Origin of the sequence: Salmonella sp. SSDFZ69 (genome assembly GCF_004010755.1) — a bacterium.
Classification (GTDB): Bacteria; Pseudomonadota; Gammaproteobacteria; order Enterobacterales; family Enterobacteriaceae; genus Salmonella; species Salmonella enterica.
The window spans coordinates 2,943,154-2,960,396 of the sequence record NZ_CP034831.1 but is presented as its reverse complement, the minus strand read 5'-3'; the positions used below and the strand labels follow the sequence as shown (position 1 = coordinate 2,960,396).

General features: G+C 52.7%; 18 protein-coding genes. 12 read left to right on the top strand and 6 right to left on the bottom strand.

The window, feature by feature from the left end; all coding sequences use genetic code 11:
- Positions 1–194 precede the first annotated feature (194 nt).
- Complete coding sequence (gene dacC, locus EOS98_RS14870; protein ID WP_000195712.1) at positions 195–1,397, top strand: serine-type D-Ala-D-Ala carboxypeptidase; 1,203 nt, start codon at positions 195–197, stop codon at positions 1,395–1,397.
- A 44-nt stretch (positions 1,398–1,441) separates the two neighbouring features.
- On the opposite strand, the gene deoR is transcribed toward dacC, so the two are convergent.
- Positions 1,442–2,200, bottom strand: a complete 759-nt coding sequence (deoR, locus tag EOS98_RS14865) for a DNA-binding transcriptional repressor DeoR (protein WP_000450106.1) — start codon at positions 2,198–2,200, stop codon at positions 1,442–1,444.
- A gap of 71 nt (positions 2,201–2,271) precedes the next feature.
- Entirely contained in the window at positions 2,272–2,880 is a 609-nt protein-coding gene (gene ybjG / locus EOS98_RS14860; RefSeq protein ID WP_001520197.1) for an undecaprenyl-diphosphate phosphatase, read from the bottom strand.
- A gap of 312 nt (positions 2,881–3,192) precedes the next feature.
- Between ybjG and EOS98_RS14855 the strand changes: the two genes are divergently transcribed.
- Positions 3,193–4,425, top strand: a complete 1,233-nt coding sequence (locus EOS98_RS14855; protein ID WP_001181284.1) for an MFS transporter — start codon at positions 3,193–3,195, stop codon at positions 4,423–4,425.
- A 53-nt stretch (positions 4,426–4,478) separates the two neighbouring features.
- On the opposite strand, the gene EOS98_RS14850 is transcribed toward EOS98_RS14855, so the two are convergent.
- Both EOS98_RS14850 and EOS98_RS14845 read right to left on the bottom strand, forming a co-directional pair.
- Positions 4,479–5,294, bottom strand: coding sequence for a Cof-type HAD-IIB family hydrolase (locus EOS98_RS14850; protein ID WP_126524167.1), 816 nt, complete (start codon positions 5,292–5,294; stop codon positions 4,479–4,481).
- A complete protein-coding gene (locus EOS98_RS14845) occupies positions 5,291–6,502 on the bottom strand; it encodes an MFS transporter (protein ID WP_000217430.1) in 1,212 nt (403 codons plus the stop codon). The genes EOS98_RS14850 and EOS98_RS14845 overlap by 4 nt, the downstream gene beginning before the upstream one ends.
- A 167-nt stretch (positions 6,503–6,669) precedes the next feature.
- Here EOS98_RS14845 and EOS98_RS14840 point away from each other — a divergent pair, with 167 nt between their 5' ends.
- On the top strand, positions 6,670–7,290 hold the full coding sequence (locus EOS98_RS14840) for a TetR/AcrR family transcriptional regulator (protein WP_000661870.1): 621 nt from the start codon (positions 6,670–6,672) through the stop codon (positions 7,288–7,290).
- 116 nt (positions 7,291–7,406) lie between these two features.
- Here EOS98_RS14840 and EOS98_RS14830 read toward each other — a convergent pair whose 3' ends face one another.
- Positions 7,407–9,092 (bottom strand): aspartate:alanine antiporter, encoded by a 1,686-nt coding sequence (locus tag EOS98_RS14830; protein WP_001024853.1) that lies wholly within the window; start codon positions 9,090–9,092, stop codon positions 7,407–7,409.
- A gap of 270 nt (positions 9,093–9,362) precedes the next feature.
- Here EOS98_RS14830 and EOS98_RS14825 point away from each other — a divergent pair, with 270 nt between their 5' ends.
- Positions 9,363–9,740, top strand: coding sequence for an inner membrane protein YbjM (locus EOS98_RS14825; protein WP_000680850.1), 378 nt, complete (start codon positions 9,363–9,365; stop codon positions 9,738–9,740).
- A gap of 31 nt (positions 9,741–9,771) precedes the next feature.
- Here EOS98_RS14825 and EOS98_RS14820 read toward each other — a convergent pair whose 3' ends face one another.
- Positions 9,772–10,035: a GrxA family glutaredoxin gene (locus EOS98_RS14820; RefSeq protein ID WP_000495513.1), complete on the bottom strand. Its 264-nt coding sequence runs from the start codon at positions 10,033–10,035 to the stop codon at positions 9,772–9,774.
- A gap of 169 nt (positions 10,036–10,204) precedes the next feature.
- Between EOS98_RS14820 and EOS98_RS14815 the strand changes: the two genes are divergently transcribed.
- The 8 genes from EOS98_RS14815 to potI all read left to right on the top strand — a co-directional run bounded on the left by EOS98_RS14815 (position 10,205) and on the right by potI (position 17,221).
- Entirely contained in the window at positions 10,205–10,495 is a 291-nt protein-coding gene (locus EOS98_RS14815) for a YbjC family protein (protein WP_001259131.1), read from the top strand.
- Positions 10,479–11,201, top strand: coding sequence for a nitroreductase NfsA (nfsA, locus tag EOS98_RS14810; RefSeq protein WP_000075300.1), 723 nt, complete (start codon positions 10,479–10,481; stop codon positions 11,199–11,201). The genes EOS98_RS14815 and nfsA overlap by 17 nt, the downstream gene beginning before the upstream one ends.
- Before the next feature lie 57 nt (positions 11,202–11,258).
- The gene (gene rimK / locus EOS98_RS14805) at positions 11,259–12,161 is read left to right on the top strand and encodes a 30S ribosomal protein S6--L-glutamate ligase (protein WP_126524166.1); all 903 of its coding nucleotides are present in this window, start codon (positions 11,259–11,261) and stop codon (positions 12,159–12,161) included.
- 96 nt (positions 12,162–12,257) lie between these two features.
- Positions 12,258–12,734 (top strand): YbjN domain-containing protein, encoded by a 477-nt coding sequence (locus tag EOS98_RS14800; protein WP_000624810.1) that lies wholly within the window; start codon positions 12,258–12,260, stop codon positions 12,732–12,734.
- Between the two features lie 348 nt (positions 12,735–13,082).
- Positions 13,083–14,195, top strand: coding sequence for a spermidine/putrescine ABC transporter substrate-binding protein PotF (potF, locus tag EOS98_RS14795; RefSeq protein WP_000125769.1), 1,113 nt, complete (start codon positions 13,083–13,085; stop codon positions 14,193–14,195).
- Between the two features lie 87 nt (positions 14,196–14,282).
- Positions 14,283–15,416 (top strand): putrescine ABC transporter ATP-binding subunit PotG, encoded by a 1,134-nt coding sequence (potG, locus tag EOS98_RS14790; protein WP_001000698.1) that lies wholly within the window; start codon positions 14,283–14,285, stop codon positions 15,414–15,416.
- A 9-nt stretch (positions 15,417–15,425) separates the two neighbouring features.
- Entirely contained in the window at positions 15,426–16,379 is a 954-nt protein-coding gene (gene potH, locus EOS98_RS14785) for a putrescine ABC transporter permease PotH (RefSeq protein ID WP_000105453.1), read from the top strand.
- Positions 16,376–17,221, top strand: coding sequence for a putrescine ABC transporter permease PotI (potI, locus tag EOS98_RS14780; RefSeq protein ID WP_061378475.1), 846 nt, complete (start codon positions 16,376–16,378; stop codon positions 17,219–17,221). The genes potH and potI overlap by 4 nt, the downstream gene beginning before the upstream one ends.
- The last annotated feature ends 22 nt before the right edge of the window (positions 17,222–17,243 follow it).

The window sequence follows — 17,243 nt, the reverse complement described above, 5'->3', positions numbered from 1 at the left end:
GAGATAAACCTAACATTTACACAATGGTCTGTAAAAAAATCGTTATGAAGGAAGCGTAACGGGATGTTATTGCATAAACTTTAAAAACTTTACCAAGTTACGGTTTCTTTAACGTCGTGAGTGCGTTATTACTCACCGCACTTATTACACGGTGGTGTGACGTGTGTTTTTGGAATGGATACTCGGGTGGTACTATGACGCAATACGCTTCTTCCCTTCGTAGCCTCGCGGCAGGTTCGGTTCTCTTATTCCTTTTCGCTTCGCCTGTAAAGGCAGAGGAACAAACGATCGCGCCGCCGGGCGTTGATGCGCGAGCCTGGATCTTAATGGATTACGCCAGCGGTAAAGTACTGGCGGAAGGCAACGCCGATGAGAAACTCGACCCTGCCAGTTTGACAAAAATTATGACCAGCTACGTGGTGGGCCAGGCGCTGAAGGCAGGGAAAATCAAGCTGACCGATATGGTGACGGTGGGCAAAGATGCCTGGGCGACGGGGAACCCGGCGCTACGTGGGTCGTCGGTGATGTTTCTGAAGCCAGGCGATCAGGTGTCGGTTGCGGATCTTAATAAAGGCATCATCATTCAGTCAGGTAATGATGCCTGTATCGCGCTTGCCGACTACGTCGCCGGAAGCCAGGAGTCCTTTATCGGCCTGATGAACGCTTATGCGAAACGACTGGGATTAACGAATACAACCTTCCAGACGGTACACGGTCTTGATGCGCCAGGGCAGTTCAGTACCGCTCGCGATATGGCGTTGCTCGGCAAGGCCTTGATTCACGATGTGCCTGACGAATACGCCATTCATAAAGAGAAAGAATTTACTTTTAATAATATTCGTCAACCGAACCGCAACCGCCTGTTGTGGAGCACCAATCTGCATGTCGACGGCATGAAAACGGGGACAACGGCAGGGGCTGGATATAACCTTGTCGCCTCCGCCACCCAGGGCGATATGCGCCTGATCTCTGTCGTGCTGGGGGCGAAAACGGACCGTATTCGTTTTAATGAGTCAGAAAAACTGCTGACCTGGGGTTTCCGTTTCTTTGAAACGGTCACGCCGATTAAACCTGACGCGACATTCGTGACGCAACGGGTCTGGTTTGGCGATAAGCGTGAGGTCAATTTGGGGGCGGGCGATGCGGGGTCTGTGACGATTCCGCGTGGGCAGCTTAAAAACCTGAAGGCCAGCTTTACGTTGAACGAACCACAGCTCACGGCGCCGTTGAAGAAAGGGCAGGTTGTCGGCACCATCGATTTCCAGCTTAACGGAAAATCCATTGAGCAACGCCCGTTAATGGTGATGGAAAACGTCGAGGAGGGGGGATTTTTCAGCCGGATGTGGGATTTTGTGCTGATGAAACTCCATCAGTGGTTTGGCAGTTGGTTCTCGTAAAATAACCCCATTGCCGGGTGCGCGTCGCATCCGGCAACGGGCGGTTAATACATCAGAGTAATTTGTTGCGCTTTAGCGTAGGCCACAAAGGCCTCATCGGGACGGCGGTCGCTGATAATCGTATCAAAGCGTGATAATTCCCCCATCCGCGCCGGACGTACCTTGCCGAATTTACTGTGATCCACCACCAGTACATGGCTCTGTGCCATTGTCATTGCCCAATGTTTTACCGGCAGCTCTTCCAGATTAAAGCAGGTAGCGCCTTTACTGGTATGAACGCCGGCGGCGGAATAAAACGCGATATCCGGACAAATATTGTTTAACGTTTCATGGAAATCAAGCGGCTTGAAAATGGCGTTGCTGGCGTGAAACTCCCCGCCGCTCAGGATGGCGCGGCAATGGGGTTTGTCCTGCAGCGCCAGAAAGGTATTAAGTGAATAGCACACCGCCGTAAAGGGAAGGTCATTATCAATGGCTTCAATGATCCACGGCGTGGTGGTGCCGCAGTCAATAAATACCGTCTGATGCGCTTGTACCAGGCCCGCAGCCAACTGAGCGGCTCGGCGTTTTTCTTCCACCAGACGAGATTTTTGATCGCTTAACAGATAATGACTGGCGCTGCGGGGCTCCAGTACGATATAGCCGCCCAGCAATACGACAGGCGCGCTTTTATGGTTCAGGTCGCGACGAATGGTCATTTCAGAGACGCCCAACAGGGTCGCGGCTTCTTTAAGATGAAGTTTATCGCTGCGTTTTAAGGCCTGCAGCAATTGACCAATACGCTCGTCGCGTCGCGTTTCCATAGTTCCCCTGGAGAGTTAAATAAGCGCTCCGCACCATACAGAGCGCTTAATATTACTCTTTTTTTCGCTATTTAGTCACGTACCCAGCCTTTTCGAATGGGCAATGCGAAACAGAAACGGTAACAACGTTGCAGCGCCTGGTAGAGCGGCGCGCCGTACCATTGCCAGATCAGCTGTGCGCTCAGGCAGCCAAGCATCGCTACCAGCAGCGCGCCAATCATATCTAACGGCCAGTGTACGCCGAGATAGACGCGCGACCAGGCGATGGTCATGGCTATCGCCATCATCACGATGCCTGACCAGAGGCGGTGCCAGAACAAAAACGCCAGCGCAAAGGTAAAAATCACCGTACCGTGATCGCTGGGGAACGAGTCATCGGCGGCATGATGCAGGAAGTTATAGCCGATATGATCGACAAACGGACGGTCGTGCGGGAAAAGGTGTCCCATTGTCCAGGAGACCGCCAGACTGATAATCAGCGCGATGCCGATTTTAACGATCAGCTGGCGCTGGGCGCAGACCCGATCGCGGGGCCCCCACAGCCAGAGTACCACGGCTAAGAGCGGGACGATGTTGATGACATCTTTGGCGATAAAGATAGCGAGCGAAATTATCCACTGCGCGGAATCAGGCGTGGCGTTAATAAAATAAAACAGCGAGTTGTTAAGGTTTTCCAGCATAACATCCAGGCTCGGAGCAATGAAATCAAAAGGGATAGCCAGCTCATCCCCGTGCAAACTGAGCATAAATGCAGCGTAACAGGGAGGAAAAGCAGTATTGTCTTATTTGGCGGCAACATGAAGAGATTTAAGACAATGGCATAAAATAATGTCGATGATAACGGCGCAAACTTAAATTAACCTTAAAGTACGCAAGCGCTAAGCGGCTTTCTGTAAAAATGTGCGCTATTTCCCTTGCAGCCTCATAATTCGCTATCTCAGTTCCCCGACTTTCATTACACTCTGCGCGGTTTTTATTGGCGAAGAGATGGTATGCAGAATCGTTTACAATCAGGCGGCAGGCTGGGACGTCAGGCGCTGCTTTTTCCTCTCTGTCTGGTGCTGTACGAATTTTCTACTTATATTGGCAACGACATGATCCAGCCGGGTATGCTGGCGGTGGTTGAGCAGTATCAGGCGGGCCTGGACTGGGTTCCGACGTCCATGACCGCTTATCTGGCGGGCGGTATGTTCTTACAGTGGCTGCTTGGCCCGTTGTCTGACCGGATTGGCCGTCGTCCCGTGATGCTGGCGGGCGTCGTGTGGTTTATTGTCACCTGCCTGGCGACGTTACTGGCGAAAAACATCGAACAATTTACCTTCCTGCGTTTTTTGCAAGGGATTAGCCTGTGTTTTATCGGCGCTGTAGGGTATGCCGCGATTCAGGAATCCTTTGAGGAGGCGGTGTGTATAAAAATTACCGCGCTGATGGCGAACGTGGCGTTAATCGCGCCGCTACTGGGACCACTGGTTGGGGCGGCATGGGTGCATGTTCTGCCGTGGGAGGGGATGTTTATTTTATTTGCCGCACTGGCCGCTATCGCCTTTTTCGGGCTACAGCGCGCAATGCCGGAGACCGCCACGCGGCGGGGCGAAACGTTGTCATTTAAGGCGCTGGGCCGTGACTATCGGCTGGTGATAAAAAACCGGCGGTTCGTCGCAGGGGCGTTAGCGCTGGGATTTGTCAGCCTGCCGCTGTTGGCCTGGATTGCGCAGTCGCCGATTATCATCATTAGCGGCGAACAGCTCAGCAGCTATGAATATGGTCTGCTGCAGGTGCCCGTTTTTGGCGCGCTCATTGCCGGTAATCTGGTGTTGGCGCGTTTAACCTCCCGACGTACGGTTCGCTCGCTGATCGTGATGGGCGGCTGGCCTATCGTCGCGGGGCTGATCATCGCCGCGGCGGCGACGGTGGTTTCATCCCATGCTTATTTATGGATGACGGCGGGATTAAGCGTATACGCTTTTGGCATTGGGCTGGCGAATGCCGGACTGGTGCGTCTGACGCTCTTTTCCAGCGATATGAGTAAAGGAACGGTCTCGGCGGCGATGGGAATGCTACAAATGCTGATTTTTACCGTTGGCATTGAAGTCAGTAAACACGCCTGGTTAAGCGGCGGCAATGGGCTATTTAGCCTGTTTAATCTGGCAAACGGTATTCTTTGGCTACTGCTGATGCTGGTCTTCTTAAAAGATAAGCGGACGGGGAATTTGCAAACAGTCTGAGAGAGCGGCTACGCCTGATAAGCTTTCTGTTATCAGGCATAGAGAGGCATCCGCTAGATGTTAAGCGGCGGCTCGTTGTTTAATACGCTGTCGATGATATCCAGCACGCCTTCCTGGTTGTTCGATCCGGCGCGGTATTTCGCCGCCGCCGCGACCGCTTCGCTGGCGTGCGACATGGCAAAACTAAACCCGGCCTGACGCAGCATCTCAATATCGTTGCCGCCGTCGCCGAATACCACCACTTCACTATCATGAATGCCCCAGCGCTGCTGTAACAGACGCAGGCCGTTGGCTTTATGCACGCCGGGAATTATTAAATCAATACTGCCATAGCCGGTATGAACGGGGACCATGATATCGCCAATGGCGTCGTGCAGCGCCGCCTGTACTTCCGGTATCCGTTCATCGGTAATATTAAGGCCGAATTTGAAAAAGACATCGTTGATGTTATTAAAATTATCCACAAACTCCAGACGATGATAATACATTGCCGCAACGGCTTTTAACGCATCGTTGTACCGTTTCAGCGTATAGGCGCTGTTTTTTCCACAGGCGATAATCTCCACATCGGCGCGTGTGAGCAGGTGTTCGACAACCGTCTGGAAGTCGGCTTTTGTCAGCTCGCCGTTAAAAATATCCTCTCCTTCGCTGACCACCCAACCGCCGTTTTCCGCGACAAAAGCGATTTCGTGCGCAATTTCCGGAAAGAACGAGATTAACTGGTAATACTGGTTGCCGCTGGCCACGACAAAGCGAATGCCTTGCCGCTTCATTTGTTGGTACTGCGCCATAAACCGGTCACGGTTATAGGTTTTTTGATCGCTCAGAAAAGTGCCGTCCATGTCGACGGCGATTAATTTGATACTCATGCGTTATGCTCCATCACCGGTTGCGGAGTCGATACAGGTTTGGCGACGGCCTTCGCCACCAGCGCCGCCAGAATAACCAGCGCCAGCACAACCATCATGGCGCTGCGTAATCCATAATGCTCTCCCAGATAGCCCAACAGCGGCGGCCCGACCAAAAACGCCAGATAGCCGGTCGTGGCGACAACGCTCACGCGCGTCGGCGCGTCGGGACCGGTATCGCTGGCGGCGGAAATGGTCAGCGGGAAGCCGAGCGAAGCGCCTAAGCCCCAAAGAATGACCGAGACGCCGGCGACCCAGTCGCTATCGACAAAAATAATCAGGCCAATGCCCAGCGCTCCCATCAACGCGCTGGCGCGAACAACCGTCACCCGGCTATAGCGGTCAATAAACCAGCCGCCGGTAAAGCGGCCAACGGTCATACCAAGCGTGAAACCGGCGTAGATCAGAGAGCCGGAGGTTGGGCTAAAACCGTGTCCGTCTACCATCAGTAGCGGCAGCCAGTCATTCGCAGAGCCTTCGGCGAATGCCATTGCCAGCACCACCACGCCAATAAGCAAAAGCTGGATGTCCCGATAAAAAGGTAATCCTTTTTCCTGAAGGTGAGCATCTTCCGATGCGTTTTTACCCGTACCGTCAGGGATCGCCCGAATGGCGATAAAAATGGGCGCGATCGCCACGGCAGCCGCGAGGATGATATGGATGTTAGCCGGGACGCTTAATGCGGTTAACGCCATGCCGACACCAGCGCCCGCCAGCGTGCCGAAACTGTAGAAACCATGCATCATCGGCAGAACGGTTTTATTCAGCTCGCGTTCGACCGCCGCGCCTTCGACATTAATCGCCACTTCGGCTGCGCCAAAACTGGCGCCGAAAACGGCTAATCCAAGGGCAAAAATCAGCGGCGAGGCGCACCACAGCGCGACGCTAAGAATAACCATCCCGGTTACTGCGCAGGTCATCGTCGTGCGAATAACCTTCCGGGTGCCAAATCGTTTCACCAGCCAGGCGGAACAAAGAATACCGCTCATTGAACCGATAGAAAGCCCGAATAAGACCGCCCCCATTTCCGCGGTAGAGACGGAAAGAATATCCCGAATAGCAGGCGTTCGGGTTGCCCAGGAGGCCATCAGCAGTCCGGGTAAAAAGAAGAACATAAACAGCGCCCAGGTACGGCGTTTTAAGGCGTTACGTGAGGAGAGGACGGTCATAGCGTCAGGCCAGAAAATAGAAGCGAGAGGTAAACATTAGCAAGCTTGTGTACATTTGTACATATCGTCGTCATACTTCGTTGTGCAGACAGTTTTTACTGTCTGTTTTTTCAGCGTAAGCGGCAGGCTACTATCGCCTGCATCCTGAATGAGATGTGGAACTCATCATGAAAGAAAATGCCGTAAGACGCGCCAATGATCCTAAGCGACGGGAAAAAATAATTCAGGCCACACTGGAAGCGGTAAAGACCTATGGCGTTCATGCCGTGACGCACCGGAAAATCGCCGCTATCGCTCAGGTGCCGCTTGGCTCGATGACCTACTATTTTGCCGGTATGGATGCGTTATTGAGTGAAGCTTTTACACTTTTCACCGAGAACATGTCGCGTCAATACCAGGATTTTTTTGCGCAGGTGACGGATGCGGAGGGGGCGTGCCAGGCGATAACGGAAATGATTTACGGCTCGCAGGTTACGACGCCGGATAATATGGCGTTAATGTATCAGTTATATGCCTATGCCAGCGATAAGCCAGCGTTAAAAATAGTCATGCAAAACTGGATGCAGCGTAGCCAGAATACGCTGGCGCAGTGGTTTGACGCGCAGACCGCCCGCGCGCTGGATGCGTTTATCGAGGGGATGACGCTGCATTTTGTAACGGATCGAACGCCGCTGGCGCGTGAAGCGATTTTACAGATGGTAAAGCGAATCGCCGGAGCGTCAATGTCGTGTCACTCTGCGTCAGGCAACAAAAAACCCACCAACCTTGAACCGAAATGGCGGGGTTGATGGGCTCCACAAAATGGGGACATCAAAGAAAAGCAGTGGCAATAGGTATGACTGATGCTTTAACGAAAAGTTCGACCTATTGGCAAAATTTTTTCACTTAAAGGCAAACTTCAGTTTTATCCTAACCCCGGCCAGATGATGACAATAAGCGTCCCCGCCAGCGTTAGCAGAACGTTGGCGATGGCGTAAGTCCCCGCATAACCCAGCGCTGGAATATTACTGCGCGCCGTATCGCTAATGATTTCCATCGCCGGGGCGCAGGTACGCGCGCCCATCATGGCGCCGAACAGCAGCGCCCGGTTCATGCGCAGCACATAAGCGCCAAACAAGAAGCAGATCACCACCGGTACCAGGCTGACGACAAGCCCGGCGATCAGCATTTGTCCGCCGACCGCGCCCAGACCGTTACTGATACCGCTGCCGGCGCTTAAACCAACGCCTGCCATAAACACCATCAAGCCGAATTCTTTCACCATATTAAGCGCGCCCTGCGGAATATAACCAAAGGTAGGATGGTTAGCGCGCAGGAAACCGAGCATGATCCCGGCGAACAGCAATCCGGCCGCGTTGCCGATGCCGAAACTAAAATTGCTGAACTGGAAGGTAATCATCCCGATCATTAACCCGATGATAAAAAAAGCGCAGAAGGCGAGCAGGTCCGTCACCTGACTATGGATTGAAATAAAACCAATGCGATCGGCAATGGTTTTTACGCGTCTGGCGTCGCCGCTCACCTGTAACACGTCGCCTTTATTCAGCACGACGTTATCGTCGATAGGCATTTCGATCTGGCTGCGGATGACGCGGTTAAGGAAGCAGCCATGATCGGTCAGCTTGAGCTGAGCGAGGCGGCGACCGACCGCATTGTGGTTTTTCACCACAATTTCTTCCGTTACGATGCGCATATCAAGCAGATCGCGATCAAACACTTCCTTACCATTACGGAAGCTGGGATCGAGCCTGGCGTGCGCGTCCGGATAGCCGACCAGCGCAATCTCATCGCCCATTTGCAGCACCGCATCGCCATCCGGGTTCGCCAGAATACCGTTACGACGAATACGTTCGATATAGCAGCCTGTCTGGCGGTAAATACCCAGCTCGCGCAGGTTTTTACCATCAGTCCAGGCCACCAGTTCCGGACCAACCCGATAGGCGCGGATAACCGGCAAATAAACCTTGCGATTAGCATCGGTATCCAGACCGCGCTCGCGAGCAATTTGCTGGGCGCTGGTTTGCAAATCCTGATGCTGCAGTTTAGGCAAGTAGCGCGCGCCCACGATCAGACTGACCAACCCAATCAGATAGGTCAGGGCATAGCCCAGGCTCAGATTATCAAGAGCGGAGGAGAGTTGGGTGCTGGCGATGCCGGAATGTCGCAGGGTATCGCCTGCGCCAACCAGCACGGGCGTGGATGTCATTGAACCGGCCAGCATACCGGCCGTCAGGCCGATATCCCAGCCGAATAGCTTACCAAGGCCTAAGGCGATTAGCAGAGCGCTACCGACCATGACCAGGGCAAGCATCAGATAGTTTTTACCGTCGCGAAAAAAAATCGAAAAAAAGTTGGGGCCAGCCTCGACGCCGACACAAAAAATAAACAGCATAAATCCCAGATTTAGCGCGTCGGTGTTAATACTGAAGTGTTGCTGCCCTAATAATAGAGAGACCACTAAAACGCCAATGGAATTACCAAGTTGGACTGAACCCAGACGTAACTTGCCAAGACACAGGCCAAGAGCCAGGACCACAAATAATAACAGGATGTAATTCCCATTTAACAAATCTGCGACGTTTATATTCACGGAGACTAACTTCTTGTTTACGAGTAAGCTGTTGAAAGAAATGGTAATTTACGCTACTGTTTTTATCATGAATTAAGGGTGCAATCGTATTGCATACAGCATCCAAATAAAAACAACACAACAATATATCCTGCTAGTTTAATCTTATTGCGTACTAACGGCTATAAGAATCGTGCAGGTGTGTTTTTGGCATGGAATGCCACATGACTTTATCTGACTGGATGCCTCACGGCGGAAAGCGTGTTCGATAGAGAGTGTCAGGAGGAACGATTGAAACATAAACACGGGTGGGCAAGCGTTGTCTGCTGCTTTGTACTCTTTATTGTGGTGTGTCTTTCATTAACTATGCATGTACAAGGCGCTTTTCGCGCGGCAGGGCATCCTGAGATTGGACTGTTATTTTTTACGTTGCCTGGTGCGGTGGCCAGTTTTTGTTCTCACCGACGCGAGGTGATCCGACCGCTGATCGGGGCGATGCTGGCGGCGCCGTTTTGCCTGGTGTTAATGCGCGTGGTATTTATGCCTACCCGATCGTTTTGGCAAGAACTGGCGTGGTTATTTAGCGCCGTATTCTGGTGTGCGTTAGGCGCGCTCTGCTATTTGTTTATTAGCAGCCTGTTTAGCCACCGGCGAAAAAAACGCCGATAGCGCCCTCCGGTAGAGGGCGTTGCCAGAGCAATCAGGCGAAAAGATTCAGATTTTCTTTTGCCCATGCTTCAAAATCCGTACAGCCGCCGATATGTTTTTGATCGACAAAAATCTGCGGTACGGTTTCTACAGGTTTACCTACGGTTTTTTCCAAATCCGCTTTAGTAATGCCTTCAGCATGGATATCAATATAGCGGTAGTTGAAATCGTCGCGTTCTTTGCTCAGTTTTTCCGCCAACTCTTTTGCACGCACGCAATAAGGGCACCCTGGGCGGCCAAAAATAACAGTAAACATATCTCTCCTCGAACATAAAGCCAGACGGCGAACAGGTGTTATCATGCCGCGATTTACGGCAGATGAAAAGCAGGTTACGCCTGTTCCTTTGATAACCCAGGGCTATATCTGTTAAGCACGCCGGACCAGAACGTTCTACACTGTGCGTCAGTTAACCGGGAGGCTTGATATGCGCACGATTGGCGTGTTACCCAAAAGCGTACTGATACTGGAATGCCTCGGTATGATTTTGCTGGCGCTTGCTCTGCTATCGCTTAATCATTACCTTACGCTGCCCGCGCCGTTCAATACGCCGCTGGCTGGCGTATTGATGGTTTTCCTCGGCGTCGTGTTGATCCTCCCCGCCGCGGTGGCGATGATGTGGCGTATTGCGCAGTTACTGGCGCCGCAGTTGATGAAACGTCCACCCGACATTTCTTCCCGTTCAGATAGAGAAAAGCATAATGAGTCCGACCATTGAACTTCTTTGTGGCCATCGTTCTATTCGCCATTTCACCGATGAACCCGTGACTGACGCGCAGCGAGAGGCCATTATTGCCGCCGCGCGCAGCACGTCCAGTTCCAGTTTTTTACAGTGCAGCTCTATTATCCGTATTACCGATCGGGCGCTGCGCGAGGCGTTAGTGCCCCTGACGGGCGGGCAAAAGCATGTGGCGCAGGCCGCTGAGTTCTGGGTATTTTGCGCCGATTTTAATCGTCATTTGCAGATCTGTCCTGACGCGCAGTTGGGGCTTGCCGAACAACTGCTGCTCGGTGTCGTCGATACGGCGATGATGGGGCAAAATGCGTTGACGGCGGCGGAATCACTGGGATTAGGCGGCGTGTATATCGGCGGCATCCGTAACAATATTGAGTCTGTTACCGAACTGTTAAAATTGCCGAAGCATGTATTGCCGCTCTTTGGCCTGTGTTTGGGATGGCCTGCGGATAATCCGGATCTGAAGCCGCGCCTGCCTGCCGAGCTTGTGGTTCATGAGAACCAGTATCAACCGCTTGATGAAAAGCTGCTGGCGCGCTATGACGAGCAGTTGGCTGAGTATTATCTGACCCGCGGCAGTAATACGCGACGCGATACCTGGAGCGATCATATCCGTCGCACCCTGATTAAAGAAAATCGCCCATTTATCCTTGAATATTTGCATAAACAGGGCTGGGCGACGCGCTAAAACCTGCGGGCCAGTGTATGATACGCGGGCTTTTCAGGGTTTTCAGCGAGGTGCAGGGTGAAAATTGCCATATTGTCCAGGGATGGAACGCTCTATTCTTGCAAACGTCTGCGCGAAGCGGCGATGCGGCGCGGCCATCTGGTCGAGATACTCGATCCTCTTTCCTGCTATATGAATATTAATCCGGCTGCGTCGTCGATCCATTACAAGGGGCGTCGTCTGCCTCATTTTGACGCCGTTATTCCCCGTATTGGTTCGGCCATTACCTTTTATGGTACCGCTGCGCTACGTCAGTTTGAGCTACTGGGTAGCTATCCGCTGAATGAATCCGTCGCCATTACCCGCGCGCGCGATAAGCTGCGATCGCTACAACTTCTGGCGCGCCAGGGGATCGATCTTCCCATTACCGGGATCGCCCATTCGCCGGATGATACCAGCGATCTTATTAAGATGGTTGGCGGGGCGCCGCTGGTCGTGAAGCTGGTAGAAGGCACGCAAGGGATCGGCGTGGTATTGGCGGAGACGCGTCAGGCTGCTGAAAGCGTTATTGATGCGTTTCGGGGGCTGAATGCCCATATCCTGGTTCAGGAATACATTGGCGAAGCTAAAGGATGCGATATTCGTTGTCTGGTCGTCGGCAATGAGGTTGTGGCGGCGATTGAGCGGTGCGCGAAAGCCGGTGATTTTCGCTCCAATCTTCATCGCGGCGGGGTGGCCAGCATCGCGACGATCACGCCCCGTGAACGGGATATCGCCATCAAAGCCGCACAGACGCTGGGGCTGGATGTGGCGGGCGTCGATATTTTACGCGCCGCGCGCGGGCCGCTGGTGATGGAGGTGAATGCCTCGCCGGGACTGGAAGGTATCGAAAAGACTACGGGCGTGGATATCGCGGGGCGAATGATTCAGTGGATAGAACGTCACGCTACGCCTGAATTTTGCCTTAAAATCGGCGGCTAATCGCAATCGTGGATTCCGCCGTAGTACGAAGCACGCTTTTTGCGTAAGCTGTGCCGGTAATTTTTTCATCGTCATCGTAAGAGGTAGCACATTATTATGATATCACTGGTCGTTCCCACTCTGGATACGTTGCGTCAATGGCTCGACGACCTGGGCATGAATTTCTTCGAATGTGATACCTGCCAGGCGCTGCATTTGCCGCATATGCAGAATTTTGACGGCGTCTACGATGCTAAAATCGATTTGGTGGACAACACCATTCTTTTTTCCGCGATGGCGGAGGTCAGGCCTTCCGCGTTGCTGCCGCTGGCGGCCGATCTCTCTGCTATCAACGCCAGTTCGTTGACGGTAAAAGCCTTTCTCGATATGCAGGATGATAATCTGCCAAAACTGGTTGTGTGCCAGTCTTTATCCGTTATGCAAGGCGTCACCTACGAACAGTTCGAATGGTTTGTTCGCCAAAGTGAAGAGCAGATTTCTATGGTGATCCTTGAGGCCGGGGCGCATCAGCTTCTGTTTAACGCGGAAGAAGACGCGCAAAAAACCAGCGCGGTTGACCATTTTCTTCACTAATCCCTTCCGATAATCAGGCAGTCGCTGCCAGCGCGGCTGCTGTTTACGTTTTTTTATGCTGCTATTAACCTTTATTTAAAGAATTATTCACCTCCTTTCTGACCATTTCGCTTTATCACATAGACAAAACCTGCATAAAAAATTGATAAAAGGCGTTTTTTAATCTGGGCTATAGCCTCAAACCTTAGCTAAAGTTATTCTTGCGAAGCTTCTATAGCGAGCTTGATGGCAGGGAGGGCGACCTCTCTTCTTCATTTGTATCAAATGAAAAGGTATGCACATTTCAGGCATGTTTTAAACCACGCCTAATGGGTTCATTTGTTAACGGATTTCAGAAGGAAAGCGATGATGACCGCCTTAAAGAAAAAATGGCTATCGGGTCTGGTTGCGGGTGCTCTGATGGTCGTCTCTGTCGGCACGCTCGCTGCCGAACAAAAAACGCTGCACATTTATAACTGGTCAGATTATATCGCGCCGGACACGGTGGCGAACTTTGAAAAAGAGACCGGGATTAACGTTATCTATGATGTCTTTGACTCTAACGAAGTGCTGGAAGGCAAGTTAATGGCAGGCAGCACCGGGTTCGATCTGGTGGTGCCATCGGCCAGTTTTCTTGAGCGCCAGCTCACCGCGGGCGTTTTTCAGCCGCTGGATAAAAGCAAACTTCCCGGCTGGAAAAACCTCGATCCTGAACTGCTGAAACTGGTAGCGAAGCACGATCCTGACAACAAATACGCCATGCCCTATATGTGGGCCACGACGGGCATTGGCTATAACGTTGATAAAGTGAAAGCGGTGCTGGGGGATGATGCGCCAGTGAATAGCTGGGATTTAGTCCTCAAGCCGGAAAATCTGGAGAAGCTAAAAAGCTGCGGCGTCTCTTTCCTTGATGCGCCTGAAGAAATTTTTGCCACCGTGCTGAATTATCTGGGTAAAGATCCGAATAGCAGCAAAGCGGATGACTACACCGGCCCGGCAACCGATCTGTTGTTGAAGCTACGGCCAAACATTCGCTATTTCCACTCCTCGCAATACATTAACGATCTGGCTAATGGCGATACCTGTGTGGCCATCGGCTGGGCGGGCGATGTCTGGCAGGCCGCTAACCGGGCGAAAGAGGCGAAAAATGGCGTCAATATCTCTTTCTCGATCCCCAAAGAGGGGGCAATGGCGTTTTTTGATGTGTTTGCCATGCCGGCTGACGCCAAAAATAAAGACGAGGCCTACCAGTTCCTTAATTATCTGCTGCGCCCTGATGTGATTGCCCATATTTCCGATCACGTTTTCTACGCCAATGCGAATAAAGAGGCGACGGCGCTGGTCAGCCAGCAGGTGCGCGATAACCCGGGAATTTATCCGCCGGCGGATGTGCGGGCCAAGTTGTTTACCCTGAAAGTGCAGGAGCCGAAGATTGATCGCGTCCGCACCCGCGCATGGACGAAGGTGAAAAGCGGTAAGTAATTGATTAACGGTATGGCCTGATAAGCGTGCGCTATCGGGCATTCCACCGTTTGTATCGTTTGATTGTGTTATGCCGGAGAGCGCCTTGTGAATGATGTCCCCCACCGCCCGCAGGTGAAAACCCGTAAAGCGCTGACGCCGCTTCTGGAAATTCGCAACCTGACGAAGTCATTCGACGGGCAACATGCTGTCGATGATGTCAGTCTGACTATCTATAAAGGCGAGATTTTTGCCCTGCTGGGCGCGTCAGGTTGTGGAAAATCGACTCTGCTACGGATGCTGGCAGGTTTTGAACCGCCGAGCAGCGGGCAAATTATGCTCGACGGCGTCGATCTGGCGCATGTTCCGCCGTATCAGCGTCCGATTAATATGATGTTTCAGTCCTATGCGTTGTTTCCGCATATGACGGTAGAGCAGAACATCGCTTTTGGTCTGAAGCAGGACAAACTGCCGAAGGCGGAGATTACCAGCCGCGTCAATGAGATGCTGGGTCTGGTGCACATGCAGGAGTTTGCAAAACGTAAGCCGCATCAGCTTTCCGGCGGTCAGCGTCAGCGCGTGGCCCTGGCGCGCAGCCTGGCGAAACGTCCTAAGCTGCTCTTGTTGGATGAACCGATGGGCGCGCTGGATAAAAAATTACGCGACCGGATGCAGCTTGAAGTGGTGGATATCCTTGAGCGCGTCGGCGTGACCTGCGTCATGGTGACGCACGATCAGGAAGAAGCGATGACGATGGCGGGGCGCATTGCCATCATGAACCGTGGAAAATTTGTGCAAATTGGCGAACCGGAGGAGATTTACGAGCATCCGACGACCCGCTACAGCGCCGAATTTATCGGATCGGTAAATGTTTTTGAGGGCTTACTGAAAGCGCGTGAAGAGGACGGTCTGGTCATTGACGCGCCTGGTTTGGTTCATCCGTTAAAAGTCGATGCAGATGCCTCTGTCGTTGATAATGTGCCGGTATATGTGGCGCTACGTCCGGAAAAAATCATGCTGTGTGAGTCGCCGCCTGCCGATGGCTATAATTTCGCCGTCGGCGAAGTGGCGCATATTGCGTATCTCGGCGATCTGTCTATTTATCATGTGCGGCTAAAAAGCGGGCAGATGATCAGCGCTCAACTGCAGAATGCGCACCGTTACCGGAAAGGGTTACCGACCTGGGGCGATGAAGTGCGTTTGTGCTGGGAAGCGGATAGCTGCGTGGTCCTGACGGTATAAGGGGGAAACATGAGCACACTTGAACCTCCGGCACGCATCAGTAAACCTGGCGGCGCGGCGCTATGGTTGGCGCGAATGCAAATGAAACATGGGCGTAAGCTGGTTATTGCTTTGCCTTATATCTGGCTCATTCTGCTGTTTTTATTGCCGTTTCTTATCGTCTTTAAGATAAGCCTGGCGGAAATGGCGCGGGCGATCCCGCCGTATACCGATCTGCTGGAATGGGCTGACGGTCAGTTGTCGATTACGCTCAATCTCGGTAATTTTTTGCAACTGACCGACGATCCGCTTTATTTCGAAGCCTATCTGCAATCGTTACAAATTGCCGGTATTTCCACAATCTGCTGCCTGCTGCTGGGCTACCCGCTGGCGTGGGCGGTGGCGCACAGCAAGCCCTCCACGCGCAATATCCTGCTGCTGTTGGTGATCCTGCCCTCGTGGACGTCTTTTTTAATACGCGTCTATGCCTGGATGGGCATTTTGAAAAACAACGGTGTGCTGAACAATGTGTTGCTGTGGCTAGGGGTTATCGATCAGCCGCTGACGATCCTGCACACTAACCTGGCCGTCTATATCGGCATTGTTTATGCGTATCTGCCGTTTATGGTTCTGCCCATTTATACCGCATTAACGCGTATTGATTATTCGCTGGTGGAAGCGTCGCTGGATCTCGGCGCCCGACCGCTGAAAACATTTTTTAGCATCATTGTCCCGCTCACCAAAGGCGGAATCATCGCCGGCTCGATGCTGGTTTTTATCCCGGCGGTGGGCGAGTTTGTGATCCCGGAACTGCTTGGCGGGCCGGACAGTATCATGATTGGTCGCGTTCTGTGGCAGGAGTTTTTCAATAACCGCGACTGGCCGGTGGCTTCTGCGGTCGCCATTATTATGTTGCTGCTGCTGATAGTACCGATCATGTGGTTCCATAAACATCAGCAAAAAAGTGTGGGGGAGCATGGATGAATAACTTACCGGTCGTTCGCTCGCCCTGGCGCATTCTGATTCTGGTGCTGGGGTTTACTTTTCTCTATGCGCCGATGTTAATGTTGGTGATTTACTCGTTTAACAGTTCGAAGCTGGTGACGGTGTGGGCGGGATGGTCGACGCGCTGGTATGGCGAGCTCTTTCGGGATACCGCCATGATGAGCGCAGTGGGACTAAGCCTGACAATTGCCGCCTGCGCGGCGACGATGGCGGCGGTGCTCGGTACTATCGCCGCGGTGGTGATGGTGCGATTTGGACGATTTCGCGGCGCAAACGGCTTTGCGTTTATGATCACCGCGCCGCTGGTGATGCCGGATGTGATTACCGGGCTGTCGCTGCTGTTGCTGTTTGTCGCGCTCGGTCATGCTATCGGCTGGCCCTCCGATCGCGGGATGCTGACCATCTGGTTGGCGCACGTCACGTTCTGTACCGCCTACGTGGCAGTGGTGATCGCTTCGCGATTACGCGAACTGGATCGTTCGATTGAAGAGGCGGCGATGGATCTTGGCGCGGTGCCGTTGAAGGTCTTTTTCGTCATTACGTTACCGATGATCATGCCAGCGGTGATCTCGGGCTGGCTGTTGGCCTTTACGCTCTCCCTTGACGATCTGGTGATTGCCAGCTTCGTTTCCGGTCCCGGTGCCACCACGCTACCGATGCTGGTTTTCTCCAGCGTGCGCATGGGCGTGAACCCGGAAATCAACGCGCTGGCGACGTTAATCCTCGGCGTGGTAGGAATCGTCGGATTTATTGCCTGGTACCTGATGGCGCGAGCGGAAAAACAGCGGATTCGCGATATCCAGCGTGCAAGACGCGGCTGAAGCCACTAAAATCTTCCACTAT